Genomic DNA, 19957 nt, shown 5'->3' with positions numbered 1-19957 from the left:
TGAGGCGTGCCACGCGGCGGAGCCGCATGTTGGGCACGGTGAAGCCGATGCTGCCAGGGTCCTCGGTGAGGCCCGGGCCCCGGGTCCGACGTCAGACCCTCGCGCCCAGAGACGCATCCTGCCCCCACCTGCGGCGCGAAAGCCAATCCGGCACCCGCAGGAGTCGTGAGAACACCCTTGGGAGTCACACGAAAAGAGGGTCTGAGCCTGGCCGACACGATAAACGTCGGCCAGAAGGGCCGGGTTCCACGACGCGCCGATGCAAGGCCTTGCCGTGGCGATCCTCACAGCCTGAGCACATCTACGCCCCTGCCACGGCCTTCGCCGCGTCCCGCACCGCCCCGGCCACCGCGCCCGCGACCTTGTCGTTGAAGACGCTCGGGATGATGTAGTTCGGGTTCAGCTCGTCCTCGGTCACCACGTCCGCGAGAGCGGTCGCGGCGGCCAGCATCATGTCGGTGTTGACCGTACGGGACTGGGCGTCCAGCAGACCGCGGAAGACGCCCGGGAAGACCAGCACGTTGTTGATCTGGTTGGGGAAGTCGGAGCGGCCGGTGGCCACAACCGCCGCCGTCTGACGGGCGATCGCCGGGTCCACCTCGGGGTCGGGATTCGCGAGCGCGAACACGATCGCACCGTCCGCCATGGCCGCGACGTCCTCGCCGTCCAGCACGTTCGGGGCCGAGACGCCGATGAAGACGTCCGCGCCGCGCACGGCCTCCTTGAGCGTGCCGGTCAGGCCCTCGGGGTTGGTGTTGTCGGCGATCCAGCGCAGCGGCGAGTCGGCGGGGGCCTGGCGCAGATCGTCCCGGCCGGCGTGCACGACGCCGTGGATGTCGGCGACGACGGCGTTCTTCACACCCGCGGCGAGCAGCAGCTTGAGGATGGCGGTACCGGCCGCGCCCGCGCCGGACATGACGACGCGGATGTTCTCGATGGCCTTGCCCGTGACCCGCAGCGCGTTCGTCAGGGCGGCGAGCACGACGATCGCGGTGCCGTGCTGGTCGTCGTGGAAGACGGGGATGTCGAGGGCCTCGCGCAGCCGGGCCTCGATCTCGAAGCAGCGGGGCGCGGAGATGTCCTCCAGGTTGATGCCGGCGAAGCCCGGGGCGATCGCCTTCACGATCTCGACGATCGCGTCGGTGTCCTGGGTGTCGAGGCACAGCGGCCAGGCGTCGATGCCGGCGAAGCGCTTGAAGAGGGCCGCCTTGCCCTCCATGACCGGCAGCGCGGCCTTGGGGCCGATGTTGCCGAGGCCCAGCACGGCCGAGCCGTCCGTCACGACCGCAACGGAGTTGCGCTTGATGGTCAGACGGCGGGCGTCCTCGGGGTTCTCGGCGATCGCCATGCACACCCGGGCCACACCCGGGGTGTAGACCATGGACAGGTCGTCACGGTTGCGGATGGGGTGCTTCGACGCCATCTCGATCTTGCCGCCGAGGTGCATCAGGAACGTACGGTCGGAGACCTTGCCGAGGGTGACGCCCTCGATGCCGCGCAGCTGCTGGACGATCTCGTCGGCGTGGGCGGTGGAGCTGGCCGCGATGGTGACGTCGATACGGAGCTTCTCGTGGCCGGATGCGGTGACGTCCAGGCCGGTCACCGAGCCTCCGTGGGACTCCACGGCGGTGGTGATCTGGGAGACCGCGGTGCCGCTCGCGGGCACCTCCAACCGGACCGTAATCGAGTAGGAGACGCTGGGCGCCGTTGCCATGGCCGACTTCCTCTGCTTTCACCGTGACGCTGGATATGCCGTCCGATCGTCGCACCTACCGTCGAGTAGGCGTTAGTCGCCCCCGATTACGGACGTTTTGTTCACGGCAAAACTCAGGCCCGCGTCACCGGGTGACGCGGGCCTGTGTGGTTCAAGTGGCACCGACCCGCCATGCTCGCCTCGCGGCAAGTGGTCGCTCGTAGCGACGAAGGTTGGGCCCGGGGGCTTGGATCGAGCCGGTGCCACGTCCAGGCTAACAAACAGATCCCGTAAGGCCATTCCCGTACCGGGACTTCATCCGCTTCTAATCCCTGAGCAGGTCGGGCACCGCGTTCGCGTCGGGTTCGTCACGGTCCGCCGAGACGATCGTCAGCTGCTGCGTGGCGCGGGTGAGGGCGACGTACAGGACGCGCAGACCGGCCGGGGACTCGTCGGCGATCTCCGCGGGCGAGACGACGACCGTCGCGTCGTACTCCAGGCCCTTCGCCTCCAGGCTGCCGAGGGCGACCACCCGGTCGCCGAGTCCGGCGAGCCAGCGGGCGGCCTCCTCGCGGCGCTGCATGGCGACGACGACGCCGACGGTGCCGTCGACCCGGTCGAGGAGACGGGCGGCCTCCTCCCGGACGGTGTGCCCGAGCAAGGAGCGTCCGCCGGGGCCGCTCTCGGTCCGTACGAAGCGGGGCTCGACGCCCGTGGAGCGGACCGCCGTCGGGGATTCTGCGCCCGGCATGGCCAGGGCGAGCACCTTGGCGGCCAGCTCGGCGATCTCGGCCGGGTTGCGGTAGTTCACCGTCAGCTGGAAGCGGCGGCGCGGACGGGTGCCGAGGGCCTCGTCGCGGGCCTCGGCCGCCTCGTCGACGTCGGACCAGGAGGACTGGGCCGGGTCGCCGACGACCGTCCAGGTGGCGTGCCGGCCGCGGCGGCCGACCATGCGCCACTGCATCGGGGTGAGGTCCTGGGCCTCGTCGACAATGACGTGCGCGTACTCGGTGCGCTCCTGTGCGAGGCGCTCCGCCCGCTCGCGCTGCGACTCCTCGCGGACCGGCATCAGCTCCTCCAGGCCGGTCAGCTGGTCGAGCGGGTCCAGTTCGCGCCTCTTCTTCGGGCGGGCCGGGGTGCCGAGGACGGCCTGGAGCTCGTCGAGCATGGCGATGTCGTGCACGGAGTGGCCGTCGCGCGCGAGCGAGCGGGCGACCCTGCGGACCTCGCCGGGGTTGAGGATGCGGCGGGCCCAGCGGCCGAGCCGGCGTTCGTCCGCCATCGCCTCCAGTACGGCGGCGGGGGTCAGCTCCGGCCACCAGGCGTCCAGGAAGTCGGTGAAGACGTCCTCGGAGGTGATGTCGTCGTCGAAGGAGGAGCGCAGTTCGGCGGCGAGTTCCGGGTCGGTGTGGCGGGCGGCGGACCCGGACTGCTCCCACAGGGCGTCGAGGAGCAGCTTGCGGGCGCGGGGGCGCAGCAGGTTCACGGGCGCGGTGCCGCCGAGCGCGGCGCGGCGGATACGTTCCAGCGCGTCCGCCTCCAGCTCCAGGCGGCGCCCGAAGGCGACCACGCGCAGCCGCCGGGGCGCGCCCTCCCGCTCCAGCGCCCCGCGCGCCGCCTTCCGCAGGACCTTGAGCATGCGGTACGAGCCCTTGGCGCGGGCGGTGGCCGGGGAGTCGTAGAGCGTGGCCTCGACGCCGTCGACGAGCGAGCCGATGGCGCGGATGGCGACCTGGCCCTCCTCGCCGAGTGAGGGCAGAACGCCTTCGGTGTAGGCGACCAGGAGCGGGGTCGGGGAGACGATCAGGATGCCGCCCGCGTAGCGGCGCCGGTCCTGGTAGAGGAGATAGGCGGCGCGGTGCAGGGCGACGGCGGTCTTGCCGGTGCCGGGGCCGCCCTCGACGTAGGTGACCGAGGCGGCGGGGGCGCGGATGACCAGGTCCTGCTCGGCCTGGATGGAGGCGACGATGTCGCGCATGGTGTGGCTGCGGGCCTGGCCGAGCGCGGCCATCAGGGCGCCGTCCCCGATCACGGGCAGCTCGTGGCCGTCGAGGAAGGCCTTGAGCTCGGGGCGCATCAGGTCGTCCTCGACGCCGAGGACCCTGCGGCCCTTGGAGCGGATGACGCGGCGGCGCACGACCCGGCCGGGGTCGACGGGGGTGGAGCGGTAGAAGGGGGCGGCCGCGGGGGCCCGCCAGTCGATGACGAGCGGGGCGTACTCGGAGTCGAGGACGCCGATGCGGCCGATGTGCAGGGTCTCGGCGATGTCGGCCGTGCCGTCCTCGCGCACGGCGCCGTCGGCGGGTTCGACGGCGGTGTAGGCGCCGTCGGGCCCCTTCTTTCCGTCCTTGCCGGGCAGCAGGTCGATCCGGCCGAAGAGGAAGTCCTCGAACTCGTTGTTGAGGCGGTTGAGGTGGATACCGGCCCGGAAGACCTGGGCGTCCCGCTCGGCGAGCGCGCCGGGGGTGCCGACCTGGCCGCGCATGGCCGCGTCGTTCATCAGGAACTCGGCCTCGTGGATCTTCTCCTCGAGCCGCCGGTACACCCGGTCCAGATGTTCCTGTTCGACGCTGATCTCCCGGTCGCGACGTGAGTCGTGATCCGAGCCGACCGCGGTTTCCTGCTGAGCCTGAGCGGCCACCGGGCCCCCTTCTGACGTGCTGGGCAGCCGTCAACCGTACGCGAAGGGGACCCGGCAAAGCTACGTAGGAGCCACAGGCTCTTGGCTACGCGTCGACCTGCACGAGCTTCTTGCCGTCGAAGGTCATGACCTCGAAGTGGTCGATCTCGTTCGGCTGGAGGGCGGCGCCGCCCTGGGCGTACAGGGGCGACTTGGCCTGTGCGACCTTGGCGTTCGGGATGCCGTAGCCCCACTTGGGGACCGACCAGGAGGACATCGTCTCGCGCTCGCCGTTCTTGCCGACGGCGATGAGCGAGCACTTCAGCGGGCCCTTGACGTTGCTGAGCTCCACCACGCCCCAGGTGCCCCAGTCCTTCTTCTCCATCGCGACGGTCGCCTTGACCTTGGTGGAGGCGTCGGTCGCCGTCACCTTGTCGGAGATGGTGCCGAAGGCCGCCTTGGCGCCGGCCGCGAGCGGGGTCGCCTCGGTGCCCGAGTCGCTCCCGCCGTTCGCCGCCATGACCGCGAGCGGGCCGCCGATGATCAGTGCGGCCGCGGCCGCCACCAGGTAGAAGCTCTTGCGGCGCTTCAGTGCCCGGCGCTCGGAGACCTCGTCGACGAGCTTCTCCGCGAGCCGTGGGCTGGGCCGTGCGGAGAGGGACTCACCGATCGCGGGCGAACCGGTCCCCGGCAGGTCCGCGAGGGCGGCGAGCATCGGCTCCATCCCGGCCAGCTCGTCGAGCTGCTGGGCGCACCATTCACAGGTGGCGAGGTGTGCCTCGAAGGCGGTGGCCTCGGCGTCGTCCAGGATGCCGAGGGCGTAGGCGCCGACCGTTTCGTGCTCGCTCGGGCCCGGAGATCCCATCATGGAGCCAGACATACCCGAACCACCTGTGCCGAATCCCTGGTTTCCCCCGTAAACACTCATCACGCCGTCACCCCCCGCTCCTCCAGTGCGAGCTTCATCGACCGCAGGGCGTAGAACACCCGTGAGCGCACCGTGCCACTGGGAATGCCCAGCGTCTCGGCCGCCTCATTGACCGTACGCCCCTTGAAATACGTCTCGACGAGCACCTCCCGGTGGGCCGGGGTCAGGTCGTCCAGCGCGTCCGACAGCGTCATCAACCACAGCGCCTTGTCGATCTCGTCCTCCGCGGGGATGACCTCCAGCGGCGACGGATCGACCTCCTGCGGCCGGGCCTGCCGGCTGCGGTGGCCGTCGATGACGATGCGGCGTGCGACCGTCACCAGCCAGGGGCGTACCGATCCAGTCGCTCGATTGAGCTGACCGGCGTTCTTCCAGGCACGGATTAGCGTCTCCTGAACCACGTCCTCGGCGCGTTGGCGATCTCCGGCCACGAGCCGGAGGACGTACGCAAGGAGAGGTCCGGCATGCTCTCGATAGAGGGCACGCATCAGCTCCTCATCTGGTTCCGAGGGCTGGGACATGCGATGTCGGGCCCTCGATCCACGTTCATTGGCCACGACGGAATCCTTGCGCACGCCCACCTCCGATGTCCGGGGGTTCCCCCAGTCGGTCGCTCGCCCCCACTTACGGATGTGGTGCGGGTCATGTTCAAAGTGAGGTGACAGTTTCCTTCGGCGTGACGTGATGAGAGGGGACATGCGGGCACATTCCCACCGTGCGATCTTTACATTTCCGCCACACTGGCAAGATCCGGCCTGGCGCCCGAGTCACGCGTGAGGCAAACGGTGTGTAATCGAAATCACTTCGAGACTCGTTTCATGGAACTCCCACAGAAACGGCATATAGGGCGTCAGGCGCGCGCCAGTGCCGCCCTCCGCCGGTGCCGGGCCACCCTCTCCCGGTTCCCGCAGACCTCACTGGAGCACCAGCGCCTCCTGCGTCCCCGGGACGAATCCACGTAGATGATCGGGCAGTTGTCCCCCTCGCACTGCCGCAGACCGGCCCGCGCGACCGGGTCGGTGAGCAGCTCCACGGCGTCCCGGGCGATCGCCCCGAGCAGCTGCGCGCACTCGGGCGGCGCGGCCAACTCCCTGATGAGCGAGCCGTCCTGGTTCCGTACGGCCCGCGGGGCGGGGGGTGCGGTACGGGCGATCTCGTTGACGCGGGCGAGTGCGATGTCGTACGAGGGGCGGGGCTCGGCCCCGAGCCGGCTGTGGATCAACTCGGCGACATGTCCGCGCAGTTCGCGGAAGGCCACCAGCCAGGAGGCGTCGGCGTGCGCCAGCGGTGTGCCGGGCGGGGCGAGACCGGCCGCGGCGATCCAGGCGCGCAGCACGTCCACGGAGTCGAACCGTTCCTCGGGATGGGTGGTCGCGAGGAGGTCCAGGCAGATCCGCCCGGCGTCGAACCGCAACTCGTAACCGACCGTGGCCGTACCCAGTGCCATGTGCCTGTCACCGCCTGGCTAGGGAACCCGAGAGGCTGGGAGAACCGATCCCTCTTACAGTGCCTGCCCGTTCCCACGGCCGGAACCCCTCGTACCGGCGGCCGGTGGACGTCTGCTTATGCGGGCGCGCGTTTCGGCGATGTTCCGCCCCGGACGCGGTGCGTTGACTTGAGGGCATGACAACCCACAGCAGGAGCACGGCATATGTACTGGGTGCGGCCACGGTCGCCATGGGTCTGATCGCCGGGACCTTCTACATCTTCGCGTGCTGTGTGATGCCGGCCCTGGCCCGCAGCGACGACCGCGTCTACGTCGACGTCATGAACGACATCAACGACGTGATCCAGAACCCGGTGTTCTTCCTCAGCTTCATCGGCGCGCTGCTGCTGACCGGGGTGTCGGCGTGGCAGCTGCGCGGACAGCCCTGCCGGTGGTGGGTGTGGGCGGGCCTGGCCGCGTACGCGCTCGGCTTCCTGACCACGATCGCCTTCAACATCCCGCTCAACGACGACCTGACGACCATGACCGACCCGACCGCCGCACGCGAACGCTTCGAGAACCCATGGGTGACGTGGAACGTGGTACGGGCCGTGTCGTCGACGGTCGCACTGGGATGTCTGGCCCGGGCCCTGGTGCTCTACGGCCGTGTGACACACGGCACTTGGGAACACCCGACAGCTGCGGTCAGCGGGGTTGGCGGGTGAGCGGGGGGCTGGCGCGTGAGGGGGGCCCGACGTGTGAGCCGGGATCCGGCGCGTGAGCCGAGTCCGACGCCTGAGCCGAGTCCGACACCCGAGCCGGGTCCGCGCATGAGCCGAGTCCGACACGTGAGCGGGGCCCGGCGGCGCGTGAGCGGGTCCGGCGCATGAGCCAGGGTCCGGCGCATGAGTCGGGGCCCGACGCGTGAGCCGAGATCCGACACCTGAGCCGAGTCCGACACCTGAGCCGGGATCCGGCGCATGAGCCGAGTCCGACACCTGAGCGGGACCCGGCGGCGCGTGAGCGGGTCCGGCGCATGAGCCAGGGTCCGGCGCATGAGTCGGGGCCCGACGCGTGAGCCGAGATCCGACACCTGAGCCGAGTCCGACACCTGAGCCGGGATCCGGCGCATGAGCCGAGTCCGACACCTGAGCCGGGCCCGGCGGCGCGTGAGCGGGTCCGGCGCATGAGCGAGCCCGACGCGTGAGCGGGTCCGGCGCGTGAGCGACCCCGGCACGTGAGCGGTTCCGGCGCGTGAGCGAGCCCGGCACGTGAGCGAGCCCGGCACGTGAGCGGGACCGGCACGTGAGCGGGACCGGCGCGTGAGTGGGGCCGGTGGCGGTTACTCGTCCGCGTACTTTGCGTCGGCCGCCGGGTCCAGGGCCAGTCGGTATCCCCGCTTGACCACCGTCTGGATCAGCTTGGGGGCGCCGAGAGCCGTGCGCAGGCGGGCCATGGCGGTCTCCACCGCGTGCTCGTCGCGGCCCGCCCCCGGCAGGGCCCGCAGCAGCTCCGCCCGGGACACCACCCAGCCCGGCCGCCGGGACAGCGCGCGCAGCAGCGCCATCCCCGCGGGCGGTACGGGCCTGAGCTCCCCGTCGACGAGGACCGCGTGACCGCGGATCTCCACCCGGTGCCCGGCGATCGGCAGGACACGTGCCCGGCCCGGCAGCTCCTGGCACAGCAGCTGGACGAGCGGCCCGAGCCGGAAGCGCTCGGGCTGCACCGTGTCGATGCCACGGGCCTGCAGCGGCAGCGCGGTGACCGGGCCGACACAGGCCGGCAGCACATCGTGGTGCAGGGCGGCGAGCAGCTCGGCCGTCAGCCCGCGCTCCTCGGCCCGGTCCAGCAGGGAGACGGCGGCGGGCGCGCTGGTGAAGGTGATCGCGTCCAGTCCCCGGGAGACGGCGGCGTCCAGCAGCCGGTCCACCGGGCCGAGGTCCTCCGGCGGCATCCACCGGTACACCGGCACCCCGACGACCTCCGCTCCCCCGGCCCGCAGCGACTCCACGAACCCGGGCAGCGGCTCCCCGTGCAGCTGTACGGCCACCCGGCGTCCGTCGACCCCCTCCTCCAGCAGCCGGTCCAGCACCTCGGCCATCGACTCGCTCGACGGCGACCAGTCCTCCGTCAGCCCGGCCGCCCGGATCGCGCCCTTGACCTTGGGCCCGCGTGCGAGCAGCTCCACCTGGCGCAGCCGGTCGATCAGCAGCTCCCCGAGCCCCCAGCCCTCGGCGGCCTCGACCCAGCCCCGGAATCCGATGGCGGTCGTCGCGACCACGACGTCCGGCGCCTGGTCGAGCAGGTCCTTCGTCGCCGCCAGCAGTTCGCTGTCGTCGGCGAGCGGCACGATGCGCAGGGCGGGTGCGTGCAGGACGGCGGCTCCCCGTCGCTGCAGCAGTGCGCCCAGCTCGTCGGCCCGGCGCGCGGCCGTCACGCCGACCGTGAAGCCGGCGAGCGGCCCGTGCCCGGCGGTGTCGGGTTGCTGCTGTTCGTCGTACATGGCTCTCGTCCCGAAGAGTCGTCGTACATGCAGTACGGCGGTACTGCCTGCATGCCGATCGAGCCTGTCAACGGTCCGTGACAGGCTCGGTTCGGCTTGATGTCGCCGGTGTTACGTCACACCTCGGCATAGCTGAGCTGGGGCTTCGCCTCTGTGGCGGCCGTCGCACCGCCCCGCGTGGCCGGTCGGCGAAGGTATACGGCCCAGGTCACGCCGAAACAGACAGCGTAGTAGGCGAGGAAGGTGACGAAGGCACCCGTGCCGGAGCCGTAGGAGAGGAACGACTGCCGGAACGCCAGGTTGATGCCGACGCCGCCGAGCGCGCCGACCGCGCCGATCAGGCCCATGGAGGCGCCGGACAGGCGCCGTCCGTGGGCGGCCGCCTCCTCGCCCTGAAGACCCTGGGCGAGGGCCTTGGTCTGGAAGATGCCCGGGATCATCTTGAACGTGGAGCCGTTCCCGATGCCGGTCAGCGAGAACAGCACCACGAACGCGGCCACGAACAGGGGCAGCGACTTCTGCGTACTGGCGAGGACCAGCACCGCCGTCGCGGCCGCCATGGCGACGTAGTTGTAGAGCGTGATCCGCGCGCCGCCGAACCGGTCGGCGAGCCTGCCGCCCACGGGCCGGACCAGCGAGCCGAGCAGCGGGCCCATGAAGGTGAGATACGTGGCCTGCAGCGGCGTACGCCCGAACTGGTTCGTCAGCACCTGGCCGAACGCGAAGCTGTAGCCGATGAACGAGCCGAACGTGCCGATGTAGAGGAAGGACATGATCCAGGTGTGCGCGTCCTTCGCGGCGTCCCTGGCGGCACCGGTGTCGTTCCTGACGTTCTCGATGTTGTCCATGAAGAGCGCGGCGAGGACGGCGGCGACGACGATGAGCGGGATGTAGATCCCGAGCAGCACCCGCGGTCCGCCACTCGCGCCGATGACGGCGAGGGCCACCAGCTGGATCGCCGCGACACCGATATTGCCGCCGCCGGCGTTCAGCCCGAGGGCCCAGCCCTTCTGCCTGAGCGGGAAGAAGGCGTTGATGTTGGTCATCGAGGAGGCGAAGTTGCCGCCGCCGATGCCGGCCAGCAGGCCGATCCACAGGAAGGTGGCGAAGGACGTCCCCGGCTCCATCACCGCGAACGCGGCGACCGTCGGGACCAGCAGCAGACCGGCGGAGACGACCGTCCAGTTCCGGCCGCCGAAGATCGCGACGGCGAAGGTGTAGGGGACGCGGACCACGGCGCCGACCAGGGTCACCATGGACGTCAGCAGGAACTTGTCGGCCGGGGTCAGGCCGTACTCCGGGCCCATGAAGAGCACCAGCACGGACCACAAGGTCCAGATCGAGAATCCGATGTGCTCGGAGAGCACCGAGAAGAAGAGGTTGCGGCGCGCGATCTTCTCCCCGGTCTCCTTCCAGAAGGTCTCGTCCTCGGGATCCCATTGCTGGATCCAGCGGCCACCGGCTGTCATGACGCCTCCACGTGCTCCGGGGTGATGCATCCCGAAGTTAGGGAGGCGGGGTTTCCGCGCTGTGGCACCGGGTGACCGGAAGGGAACGTTGCTCTCACCCGGCACGGTGGCCGGATGAGAGGTACCGGACCCTCACGTTACGAACAGCTCTCAGCGCTGGGGGGACTGCCAGTTGGGGTTCTGCTGGGGGTTGGGCTGCTGCGGCGGGTACGGCTGCTGCTGCGGGTACGGCTGCTGCTGCGGGTAGGGCTGCTGTTGCGGATACGGCTGCTGGGGGGCGTACGGGCCGGGGGCCTGCGGCTGCGGATGTCCGTAGGGCTGCGGCGGCTGCTGCGGATATCCGTACGGCTGCTGCGGGGGCTGCTGCGGCTGGGCGCCGTACGGGCCGTTCGCGAAGGGGTTGCCGCCTTGCGGCATCTGCGTTCCCGGCATTGGCGCTCCCGGCATCTGCATGCCCGGCGGGAGATAGCGCACCCGGCCCGTCTCGTCCGTCATCGGCAGGAAGCCGGCGGTCTGCAGCCGGTGCGCGAACTTGGCGTTGCGCTTGCGGTTCACCAGCAGGCCGACGCCGACGAGCGCCATGAGGATCACCCAGACGATGCCCGCGATGACGAAGTCGACCGACTCGCCGCCGAGCCGGAACCCGGCGATCGCACAGGCCACGGTGACGCCGGCCGCCGCGTACCCCATCCGCTTCTCGCCGTTCTTGCCGGTGAGGTCGAACTGGATACGGGCCTTGAGGAGTTCGACGGCGTCCGGGACGAGGGGCGGCAGGGACTCCCCGTCGCTCGCGTTCGGATACTGCGCCCAGTTCTGCGCGGCCCGCGCCCGCGCCTGCGGACTGGGATCGGGCACGATCAGCATCTTCAGCTGGTTGTTGCGCGAGCCGGTGAACCGGGCGTCCATGTACTCGTAGCCGAACTGCTGGGCCACGAAGGCGAGCCGGGCCAGCTTCTTGACCGAAGCCATCGGGCTGGTGAGCTCGACGGGCTCCCCACCGGCCATCAACCCCAGCATCTTCTGAACCTGCCGCTTGCTCATCTCTCCTGCTCCCCCGTGGGCACGCCGTTCACCTGGACAACCGGGGCAGTCTGTCATGCACGCGAGGCGCCGGGGAATCGCGGCCGCGGGTCTTGACGGGGGCTTGACCGTCGTACGCAGAGGGAAGCTCTGCCCCGGTCCCGGCTATTCTCTAGCGGACCCCGCACAGGAATGGGAGAGTCCATGTCCGCCGAGTCGAGGCCCGAACGCCCCAAGGCGCAGCGCACCGCTGCCGGGAACGTCGTTTTCGCCCTGGGGCTGATCGTCGTCCTGGCGACCACGATCCTCGGTGCCTTCGCGGCGGTGGCGCTCCTGCTCGACGCCACCGACGCGGCGCCGCTGTCCTCGGTGGTCCCCGACGACGGGCGCAACGCCCTGGTGGTCGGGGGCATCGCGCTCGGCGGGGCGACCGGGCTGGTGCTGCCGGTGGTGCTGTTCGGCATGGTGAAGGGGACGGAGGAGACACCGAGGGTCGGCGCCGGCGCGGCCGGGCGCAAGCTCCTCGCCCTGCTCGCCTTCGACGTCTACGTGCTCGTCCTCGCGGTGGTCGTGGCCCAGCTCGGCCGGCTCCTCCCCGAGGGGATCACGACCGTCGTCGCCGTGTTCGCCGTCGGGTTCAGCTGGATGCCGCTGGCGATGATCCCTCCGGAGAGGCTCGGGCTGCCCGCACGCAAGGCGAGGTGAGCGCTGCCTGCACGCAGGCGCCAGTGCTTTCACGGCAGTGCCTGCACACCAGCGTGTCTTCACACCCAGCGTGCCGTCACACCAGCTGCAGTGACCGCGCCAGCTCGTCCGCGACCTTCTCCAGTTCCTCGCCGAAGCCCAGCGTCGACCACAGCAGCCGGCACTCCAGCGCCGTGGCGTGCCCGCTCGGCAGCACGTAGTGAGCCACGCCCTCCAGGACGCCGCCGCTGTCGGACTCGGGGTCCGTGGGTTCCAGCCGGTGGACGCGCAGGGCCGGTCCGAGCGGGAGGTCGACCTCGTCGAGGGTCTGTTCCCCGAAGAACGGCCCCTCCGCCTGCTCCACCTCGGCCCGCAGCGCCGCCCTGCTCAGCAATTCCGGCGGCACCCTCAGCTCCCGCACCGTGCAGCTCGCCATGACCGCGCCGTCGGCCGGTGCCAGCAGGGCCGCGCACAGGGCGCCCTGCCGCCGCGCCGCGCCCCAGTACCAGAGCAGGTCGGCGGTGAAGGCCTCACGCCACTCGGGTCGCGCCGCGCTGTCGAGGTGCTCGTCGGCGAGGGCGCGGGCCCAGGCCTCGGGGTCCTCGGTCGCGAGGTCGAGGACCAGCCAGTTCTGCAGCGGCGGCAGCGCCACACGGCACTCGGTCCAGTCCGCGGTGGATTCCATGGCGCCGCTCACTTTCCGGCCAGGGACGCGTCGGAACCGGTGACGTCGGGCTCCGGGTCGCTGCCGAACAGCCCGATGAAGCTGTTGGTGTCGGACGCGGCGCCCGTGCCGGTGCCGCCGAGGGCCAGCGAGTTGTAGTGCATGGCCTGCTTGAAGGCGTCCGGTGTGCCGATGAAGCTCAGGTCGGACGGGTCGATGTTCTTGATCCGGCCGAGTTCGTCGACCATGCCGGGCCCGACGTACATGCTGGCAAGGCCCCGCGGACCGGCCGCGGTGTACGCGTCCCGGGCCGCCGACAGGTTGTCCCCGAACTTGAACAGGTCTCGCCAGTTGCTGCGGATGGTGCCGAGGTCGTCCGCGAAGGCACGGGGCAGCCCCCGGAAGGCCGCCGCCGCCGAGACGTCGGGCAGGGCCGCGGCGGGCGTGGCGCCGGCCCGCGCCCCGACCATCGACTCGACGAGCACGCGCCGGGCGGCCGAGGACATCCCCGGGTTCCAGCCGCGGACGTACTGCGTCGCGGCGGTCCACACCCTGCTGCGCCCGAGCGTGGCGGCGAGCTTGGCGCCCGAGGAGAAGACGCGTCCGATGCCGAAGGTCGCAAGACCGAGGACGTCCATCGCGACGTCGCCCCAGGAACCGTCGCCGTTGATGGCGAGCAGCAGGTGGCAGACCAGTGAGACCGCCGTCGCCACCAGGGCGATGGTGCCGAGCACGCCGGCCAGGGCCTGTCCGATCACCGGGATCCAGCCGACCACCAGCGACAGCACCCCGCAGACGGCGGCCACGGCTCCCGCGATGTCGGCGACGGCTTTGAGGGTGTCGCGCAGGTCGTCCAGCCACGAGTCGTTGAGGCCGTCGCCCTCGGTGGTGTCGTGGATGGCCTTGGCGGCCGCGTCGCCCGCGTTCTTGTGCCGGGTCTTCAGCTTGGAGAGCTGTCCGCGCAGTCCGTTCAGCCCGTTCTGGAGGTCGGTCACGCTCTTGTCGAGCTTCTTCTGCCCGGCGTCGTCGGTGTCCTTGGGCGGATTGTCCGCCGCGGACTTGGCCTTCGACAGCGCACCGGCCTGCGTCTCGGCCTCGTGCAGCAGCTTGTCGGCCTCGCCCTGGATGGTTGTGAGGTCGGTGTAGTACGTCTTCAGGGCGGATCCGGCGTCGGCGTAGCGGTCGTGCGCCTTGCTCACCGTCTTCGCCGTCTCGGTCGCCTTCTCGGCGAAGGCACGGCCCGCCTTGGAGTCCCAGCTCTCCAGATTCCCGAGGCGGCGCAGCGCCGCGGCGGTGTCGGAGATGGTCTTCGCGGTGAGAGCGAAGCGGCGGGAGAGCGCCTTGAGGTCGTCGACGTCGCCGGGCACCGGGTCGCTGTCCTCCCCGAGCACCTCCCAGCGGTGGTCCGCGGGCCGGGTCACTTCTTCTGCCCCTTGCCCACGAGCGCGTCGTACAGCGCGGTGTCGATCTCCTTGTAGGCCTTGCCCGCCTCATGGGCGAGGGTGCCGAGGCCCTGGATCTGCTCGATCATCTTCTTGCGGTTGTCGTCCCAGCCGTCGGAGAAGTCCTGCAGCCGCTCGTACAGCTTCTGGTGCCCGACGGTCCGGCGGTCGTAGGCGTCCATCAGCTTGTCGAGCCCTTCCAGCTCGGTCGCGACGGTCCGCAGCCCCTTGCCTGCCGTCGTCAGGTCGTCCGTGGAGACCTTGAGCTTCTCGCCGCTCACCTCTGCTCCCCCTTCGTCTCCTCGTCCGGGCGCTGCCAGCACAGGGTTTCGGCCACGGCGTCGAACAGCCCCACCATGGCGTCCGCGATCGGTTCCAGCGGTGTGCTGAACGTCAGCATCAGCACCTCGTCGCGGTCGGGCACGGGCACGAAGTACTCGACGACGGTGTCCGCGAACTCGGAGCCCAGCTTCCGTGACTGCTTGGTGCGCTCGCGCCGCAGCAGCCGGGCCGCCCGCCCCGCCGCGGGCAGCGTTACCAGGCCGACCTCGCCGGATCCGGCGAGCGCGGCGACGGCGTCCAGGCCGTCGAACCTCTGGTGCAGACGGGAGACCAGCAGCGAGGCGGACAGCGGGATGCCGCCCACTTCGAGGAACGACAGGTACAGCACCACGCCGCCCTGGTCGACCCCGGCCTGCGCGGTGTCGCGCAGCTGGGCCTCCGCCTTGCGGCGCAGCACGGGCTGGTCGTCCACGCCGGCGAACTGCCGCTTGATCAGCGCACTCACGGACGCCTCACGGCGCTCCGGCGGCTGCAGCGGAATGCGGTACCAGTCCTCGGGCGTGATCAGCCCGAACACCGGGGCCGCCCTGCCGGACGCCCCGCCGGACGTCTGTGTGATCGGCACATGTCTCAATGTGATCTCCTGCCCCCGTGATGCCTCGCGCATCTTAGCGACCGGCAGCCGACCCGCACGGAGACCACACGAACCCGTCACACCCTCCGGCGCCCCCCGCGCTTCGCCCCGTTCGGCCACAGCCGTGGGCTGCGTTTTGCGGCGATGTCCTCGATCCAGCCGAAGGCGAGGATGGCCAGGCCGATGAGGGGCCAGACGAGGACGAACATCCAGAGGGTGTAGGTGGAGTCGAGGGTCGCGGACGCCCGGTCGCTGCCCATGAAGGGCAGGCCGTACGCCTGGTCGATGATCGGGACGGTGGCCATGATCAGCAGGTTGTGCCAGAGGTAGATGGTGACCGCGCGGTTGTTGGCGAGGGTCACCAGCTTGTCCCACTTCGCCAGCCGGCCCGGGAGTTCCTGCCAGGACGGCGAGTACTGCAGCAGGATCACCACGAAGCCGAAGGACCAGGTGGCCTGGGCCAGCGGGATGTCGTTGAGGTCCCAGCCGTCCTCGCCGAGGTGGCCGGACGCCCACCACAGCCCGAACGCCATCACGAACACCGAGCAGGAGACGGCGACGTAGCGCGGGACCTGCTTGAGGACGCCCTCGTGGTGGGCGAAGCCCAGCACCCAGCAGCCGCCGTAGACCGCGAAGTCGGTGACCGCGTTGCCGGTCTCGCCGGGGATGGTCACCAGGCCCGTGCCGACGATCGCCGTCAGGCCCAGCGGGGCCAGCAGCGTCGCCCACGGCACACGGCGGAACGCCCACAGCAGCAGCGGGGAGGCGACCACGAACCACAGATACGCCCGCAGGTACCACAGCGGTCCGGCGGCCTGGTCGGCCCAGTCGGCGTCCAGCAGGCCGCCCTCGTGGCCGAGGTGCCAGGGGTAGGGCGGGGCCCCGATCGGGATGATGTAGTCGATCAGCTCGACGACGCCCCAGGTGCCGCCGTTGTCCGGGTCCTTCGACGGGTTCCAGCCCTGCGCGAACATCATGACCAGGACCACCGCGCTGAACGCCCACAGCGGCGGCAGCAGTCGGCGGACACGGCCGCGGATCACGCTCACGGCCGGGCGGCTGAGCGAGCGCGCCATCAGCGAGCCCGCCAGCGCGAACATCACGCCCATGGAGGGGAAGAGGACCGACAGCCAGGCCCAGCCGAACAGGTGGTAGACCACGACCCGGACGAGTGCGATCGAGCGCAGCAGGTCGAGGTAGCGGTCGCGGCCCGGCTTCTTCGGGGCCGACGTCGGGGACGGGGAAGGCGCGGGGGCCGCTTGCGGCTGGAACGGCCGCTGCTGCGGGACGCCGTACGACGGCGTCGACTCCGAGCTTCCGGTCGTGTATCCGTGGGTCATGCCACGGGCCTCCGATCACTGCTGCGCGTGCGCTGGGTCGGCACCGGGCCGCCGGGTGTCTCGACGACACCCGTGCGCCGCAGCTTCTGCCAGCGCAGGCGGCCGCCGGTGAGCGCCGTGATCCAGGACTGGAGCAGCACGACGTACATGAGCTGGCGGTAGAGGATCTGCTGCAGCGGCAGCGAGATCAGATGGGTCATGCGTTCGCGGTCCAGACGGAAGGCGTACGCCGCGCAGACCGCCTGGATGGCCAGCACGCCGAGCCACGCCAGGATCGTCTTCTGCGTCGGGCCGAAGACGACGCCGTAGAGCAGGAAGATGTCGATCAGCGGGGCCAGCAGCGGGGCCACCACCATGAACAGGGAGACGAACGGCAGGCCGACGCGGCCGAAGCGGCCGGACGGGCCGCGCTCCACGATCGCCTTGCGGTGCTTCCAGATCGCCTGCATGGTGCCGTACGACCAGCGGTAGCGCTGCGACCACAGCTGCTGGACCGTCTCGGGGGCCTCCGTCCAGGCGCGGGCGTTCTCCGCGTACACCACCCGCCAGCCGTCGCGGTGCATGGCCATCGTGACGTCGGTGTCCTCGGCGAGGGTGTCGTCGCTCATGCCGCCGACCCGCTCCAGCGCCGAACGCCGGAAGGCGCCGACCGCGCCGGGGATCGTCGGCATGCAGCGCAGGATGTCGTACATCCTGCGGTCGAGGTTGAAGCCCATCACGTACTCGATGTGCTGCCAGGCTCCGATCAGCGAATCCCGGTTGCCGACCTTGGCGTTGCCGGCCACCGCGCCCACCTTCGGGTCGCCGAAGGGCTGCACCAGCTCGCGTACGGTGGCCGGTTCGAAGACGGTGTCGCCGTCCATCATCACGATGATGTCGTAACGGGCGTTGGCCAGGCCCCGGTTGAGCGCGGCGGGCTTGCCCGCGTTGAGCTGGCGCACGACCCGCACGTTCGGCAGGCCCATCGCCTCCACGATCCGCGCCGTGCCGTCGCTCGACCCGTCGTCGATGACGATCACCTCGATGGGGTGCTCGCTCGCCATCAGTGAACGGACCGTGTTCTCGATGCACTTGGCCTCGTTGTACGCCGGAACCAGCACCGACACCGGTTCGGTGACCGGCGGTCCCCAGCGGAAGCCCTTGCGGCGCACCCGGCGCGCATGCGCTCCCGACAGCAGCAGCATCAGCACGAAGCGGCCGATGACCGTGGCGCCGACGACAGCCAGGGCGACCACCATCACCCCGGTGATGTCGTCCGAGGCCTGGACCAGGAAGATCCACGCCTTGCCCTTCCACAGATCGGCGCCGGTGACCTTGGTCAGGGCGCTGGGGGCGTCGAGCGCCTCGGTGAGGTTGTCGAACTCGTAGCCCTTGTGCTGCATTTCGGGCAGGAACTTGTCGAGCGCCTGGACGGTCTGGTGGCGGTCGCCGCCGGAGTCGTGCATCAGCACGATGGCGCCCTTGCCGCCGCGCGGGGTGGCGTTCTTGATGATCTTGTCGACGCCGGGCTTCTGCCAGTCCTCGCTGTCGGTGTTGTTGACGACGGTGAGATAGCCCTTGGTGCCGATGTACTCGGTCACCGGCCAGGACTTGTCGTCCATGGCGTCGGCGAAGGAGGAGTACGGCGGGCGGAACAGCGAGCTGCGGATGCCGGCCGCGCCCGCGAGCGCCAGCTGGTTCTGGGACAGCTCCCAGTCGATACGGCTCTTGGACTGGTAGGAGAGGTCGGGGTGGTTGAAGGTGTGCAGGCCGACCTCGTGGCCCTCGTCGACCATGCGCTTGACCAGGTCCGGGTAGCGCGAGGTCATGGTGCCCGTGACGAAGAAGACCGCGTGCGCGTGGTGCTTCTTGAGCACGTCCAGGACCTTGGGGGTCCAGGTGGGGTCGGGTCCGTCGTCGAAGGTGAGGACCAGATGGTGGTTCGGCACCTTCAGGCTGGTGGCGCGGCCGCTGCGGGTGTCGATGACGGGGCCGCCGTCCAGGATCTTCTCGGGGACCTTGTCGGTGGCGGCCTCGGGCTGGATGCGGTGGTCGGCGAGGATCTCGCTGTGCACGTACCCGCGCAGCATCAGCATCGCCACCAGCGCCACGAGAAGGAGCATGGGCAGCAGCAGGCGCATGGGCAGTCGGCGGCGCGGAGAGCCGCCACGGGCCGGTGCGGCGGGCCCGTGACGGCGGGTGCGTGATGCCATCAGAGGTTGTTCTCCGGGGACGATGCGGACGTAGCGGTGGGCGTTCCCGGTTCCTCGGCGACGGGCGTGGGGCTGACGGGGCCGTCGGCGACGGAGCCGGTGCCGGTTCCTGTGCCGGGGCCCGTCGTCTCGGTGGGTCCTGCGGGACTCTCGCTCACGGTCGGGTCGGGCGAGCTGGACGTCGGCGGCTGTTCGACCGAGTTCGACGGCTTCGGGTTGCCCCCGCCGCCGGTTCCCGGGTTCGTCTGGGACTTGGTCGGCGTCGGGTCGGGCTTCGTGGACGTGCCCGGGGCCGCGGGGTCGGCGGACGCGCCGGAAGAGGCGCCGCTCGTGCCCGCCGAGGGCGACGTGCCGTCACTGGCGGTCGGCGTCGACCCGGCCGGGACGCTGCCGGTGCCGGAGGGCACGGCGGAGTCGGCGGGCCGTGAGGTCGGGTCGACCTGGCCGGCCGGCTTCTCGTCCTTCTGGCCCGGTACGGGCAGCCAGGGCGCGTCCGAACTGCCGGACAGCAAGGTGATCACGATGACGACGGCGTAGACCGCGCACGCGATGCCGACGGCGATGCCCAGGCGGCGGAAGCGCCGGCTGCGGCGGCCCGACTCGTCGACGAACACCGGTCCGTCGGAGCCGTCCGAGCCGCCGGGTGTGCCCTCGGCCGTGCGCAGACGGGCGTCGTCCAGGCTCACGGCGTCGAGCTGGACGGTCACCTCGTGCGGATCGTGGGTCTGGGGGCTCTCGCCCGCCGGCTCCCACGGGTCGCGCAGATCGAAGGTGCGGTCGTGCTCCGGCAGGGGTCTGGGTCCGCCGCTCAGGACCTGGGTGCCGTCGAGATCGGCGAAGTCCCCACGAGAGACTCCGTCGACTCCGGTTCTCCCGGTGTCCGGAAACGACTGGGTGGCCGCCCGCCCTCTGACTTCCCCCGTTGCAGGAATGACCTGGGTGTCCAATGGAGCTTCGGGCCACTCCGGTTGGGCGTCTTTCCGCCACTTTTTCACGTGCACGCACATCCCCCCACGGGACAGTTCCGGGTGCGCGTACGACTCGAGCACACGTCGACCGA

At 70.7% G+C, this 19957-nt stretch carries 17 protein-coding genes; 2 read left to right on the top strand and 15 right to left on the bottom strand.

The window, feature by feature from the left end; translation table 11 throughout:
- Positions 1-301 precede the first annotated feature (301 nt).
- The 5 genes from MQN93_RS36595 to MQN93_RS36575 all read right to left on the bottom strand — a co-directional run bounded on the left by MQN93_RS36595 (position 302) and on the right by MQN93_RS36575 (position 6688).
- Complete coding sequence (locus MQN93_RS36595; RefSeq protein WP_016438098.1) at positions 302-1714, bottom strand: NAD-dependent malic enzyme; 1413 nt, start codon at positions 1712-1714, stop codon at positions 302-304.
- A gap of 304 nt (positions 1715-2018) precedes the next feature.
- Positions 2019-4334 carry a HelD family protein gene (locus MQN93_RS36590; RefSeq protein ID WP_242712922.1) on the bottom strand — a complete coding sequence of 772 codons (2316 nt, stop codon included), beginning with the start codon at positions 4332-4334 and terminating at the stop codon, positions 2019-2021.
- Between the two features lie 85 nt (positions 4335-4419).
- The gene (locus MQN93_RS36585; protein ID WP_078516786.1) at positions 4420-5241 is read right to left on the bottom strand and encodes an anti-sigma factor family protein; all 822 of its coding nucleotides are present in this window, start codon (positions 5239-5241) and stop codon (positions 4420-4422) included.
- Entirely contained in the window at positions 5241-5762 is a 522-nt protein-coding gene (locus MQN93_RS36580; RefSeq protein WP_010039908.1) for a sigma-70 family RNA polymerase sigma factor, read from the bottom strand. The genes MQN93_RS36585 and MQN93_RS36580 overlap by 1 nt, the downstream gene beginning before the upstream one ends.
- A 329-nt stretch (positions 5763-6091) precedes the next feature.
- Entirely contained in the window at positions 6092-6688 is a 597-nt protein-coding gene (locus MQN93_RS36575) for a CGNR zinc finger domain-containing protein (protein WP_242712921.1), read from the bottom strand.
- Between the two features lie 176 nt (positions 6689-6864).
- On the opposite strand from MQN93_RS36575, the gene MQN93_RS36570 reads away from it, so the two are divergent.
- Positions 6865-7392, top strand: a complete 528-nt coding sequence (locus MQN93_RS36570; RefSeq protein WP_242712920.1) for an anthrone oxygenase family protein — start codon at positions 6865-6867, stop codon at positions 7390-7392.
- Positions 7393-8009: 617 nt separating this feature from the next.
- Here MQN93_RS36570 and MQN93_RS36565 read toward each other — a convergent pair.
- The 3 genes from MQN93_RS36565 to MQN93_RS36555 all read right to left on the bottom strand — a co-directional run bounded on the left by MQN93_RS36565 (position 8010) and on the right by MQN93_RS36555 (position 11680).
- Entirely contained in the window at positions 8010-9170 is a 1161-nt protein-coding gene (locus tag MQN93_RS36565; RefSeq protein ID WP_016438103.1) for a uroporphyrinogen-III synthase, read from the bottom strand.
- Positions 9171-9286: 116 nt separating this feature from the next.
- Entirely contained in the window at positions 9287-10639 is a 1353-nt protein-coding gene (locus MQN93_RS36560) for a nitrate/nitrite transporter (protein WP_016438104.1), read from the bottom strand.
- 150 nt (positions 10640-10789) lie between these two features.
- Positions 10790-11680, bottom strand: coding sequence for a hypothetical protein (locus MQN93_RS36555; RefSeq protein ID WP_242712919.1), 891 nt, complete (start codon positions 11678-11680; stop codon positions 10790-10792).
- A gap of 183 nt (positions 11681-11863) precedes the next feature.
- Between MQN93_RS36555 and MQN93_RS36550 the strand changes: the two genes are divergently transcribed.
- Complete coding sequence (locus MQN93_RS36550) at positions 11864-12364, top strand: hypothetical protein (protein WP_242712918.1); 501 nt, start codon at positions 11864-11866, stop codon at positions 12362-12364.
- A gap of 76 nt (positions 12365-12440) precedes the next feature.
- Here the strand turns inward: MQN93_RS36550 and MQN93_RS36545 are convergent, their stop codons facing one another.
- From MQN93_RS36545 to MQN93_RS36515, 7 genes are all read right to left on the bottom strand, one after another.
- Positions 12441-13028: a hypothetical protein gene (locus MQN93_RS36545; protein ID WP_242712917.1), complete on the bottom strand. Its 588-nt coding sequence runs from the start codon at positions 13026-13028 to the stop codon at positions 12441-12443.
- Between the two features lie 8 nt (positions 13029-13036).
- A complete protein-coding gene (locus MQN93_RS36540; protein ID WP_016438108.1) occupies positions 13037-14428 on the bottom strand; it encodes a hypothetical protein in 1392 nt (463 codons plus the stop codon).
- Entirely contained in the window at positions 14425-14730 is a 306-nt protein-coding gene (locus tag MQN93_RS36535; RefSeq protein WP_016438109.1) for a DUF6317 family protein, read from the bottom strand. The genes MQN93_RS36540 and MQN93_RS36535 overlap by 4 nt, the downstream gene beginning before the upstream one ends.
- Entirely contained in the window at positions 14727-15356 is a 630-nt protein-coding gene (locus tag MQN93_RS36530) for a hypothetical protein (RefSeq protein ID WP_242712916.1), read from the bottom strand. Before MQN93_RS36530 ends, MQN93_RS36535 begins: the two co-directional genes overlap by 4 nt.
- An 86-nt stretch (positions 15357-15442) precedes the next feature.
- Positions 15443-16705 carry an acyltransferase family protein gene (locus MQN93_RS36525; RefSeq protein WP_242712915.1) on the bottom strand — a complete coding sequence of 421 codons (1263 nt, stop codon included), beginning with the start codon at positions 16703-16705 and terminating at the stop codon, positions 15443-15445.
- On the bottom strand, positions 16702-18897 hold the full coding sequence (locus tag MQN93_RS36520) for a bifunctional polysaccharide deacetylase/glycosyltransferase family 2 protein (protein ID WP_242712914.1): 2196 nt from the start codon (positions 18895-18897) through the stop codon (positions 16702-16704). Before MQN93_RS36520 ends, MQN93_RS36525 begins: the two co-directional genes overlap by 4 nt.
- Positions 18897-19844, bottom strand: coding sequence for a hypothetical protein (locus MQN93_RS36515; protein ID WP_242712913.1), 948 nt, complete (start codon positions 19842-19844; stop codon positions 18897-18899). The genes MQN93_RS36520 and MQN93_RS36515 overlap by 1 nt, the downstream gene beginning before the upstream one ends.
- Positions 19845-19957: the final 113 nt, after the last annotated feature.

It is taken from the genome of Streptomyces spinosisporus, assembly GCF_022698145.1.
Lineage (GTDB): Bacteria > Actinomycetota > Actinomycetes > Streptomycetales > Streptomycetaceae > Streptomyces > Streptomyces spinosisporus.
The sequence above is the reverse complement of the archived record's forward strand: the minus strand, read 5'-3'. Positions and strand labels throughout refer to the sequence as shown.

What these genes read in the sequence shown, in the direction of transcription:
- MQN93_RS36550 (WP_242712918.1), top strand. Translation starts at nt 11,864, where the DNA reads ATGTCCGCCGAGTCGAGGCCCGAACGCCCCAAGGCGCAGCGCACCGCT.
- MQN93_RS36545 (WP_242712917.1), bottom strand. Translation starts at nt 13,028, where the DNA reads ATGGAATCCACCGCGGACTGGACCGAGTGCCGTGTGGCGCTGCCGCCG.
- MQN93_RS36560 (WP_016438104.1), bottom strand. Translation starts at nt 10,639, where the DNA reads ATGACAGCCGGTGGCCGCTGGATCCAGCAATGGGATCCCGAGGACGAG.
- MQN93_RS36585 (WP_078516786.1), bottom strand. Translation starts at nt 5,241, where the DNA reads ATGAGTGTTTACGGGGGAAACCAGGGATTCGGCACAGGTGGTTCGGGT.
- MQN93_RS36580 (WP_010039908.1), bottom strand. Translation starts at nt 5,762, where the DNA reads ATGTCCCAGCCCTCGGAACCAGATGAGGAGCTGATGCGTGCCCTCTAT.
- MQN93_RS36520 (WP_242712914.1), bottom strand. Translation starts at nt 18,897, where the DNA reads ATGGCATCACGCACCCGCCGTCACGGGCCCGCCGCACCGGCCCGTGGC.
- MQN93_RS36525 (WP_242712915.1), bottom strand. Translation starts at nt 16,705, where the DNA reads ATGACCCACGGATACACGACCGGAAGCTCGGAGTCGACGCCGTCGTAC.
- MQN93_RS36565 (WP_016438103.1), bottom strand. Translation starts at nt 9,170, where the DNA reads ATGTACGACGAACAGCAGCAACCCGACACCGCCGGGCACGGGCCGCTC.
- MQN93_RS36575 (WP_242712921.1), bottom strand. Translation starts at nt 6,688, where the DNA reads ATGGCACTGGGTACGGCCACGGTCGGTTACGAGTTGCGGTTCGACGCC.
- MQN93_RS36595 (WP_016438098.1), bottom strand. Translation starts at nt 1,714, where the DNA reads ATGGCAACGGCGCCCAGCGTCTCCTACTCGATTACGGTCCGGTTGGAG.
- MQN93_RS36555 (WP_242712919.1), bottom strand. Translation starts at nt 11,680, where the DNA reads ATGAGCAAGCGGCAGGTTCAGAAGATGCTGGGGTTGATGGCCGGTGGG.
- MQN93_RS36570 (WP_242712920.1), top strand. Translation starts at nt 6,865, where the DNA reads ATGACAACCCACAGCAGGAGCACGGCATATGTACTGGGTGCGGCCACG.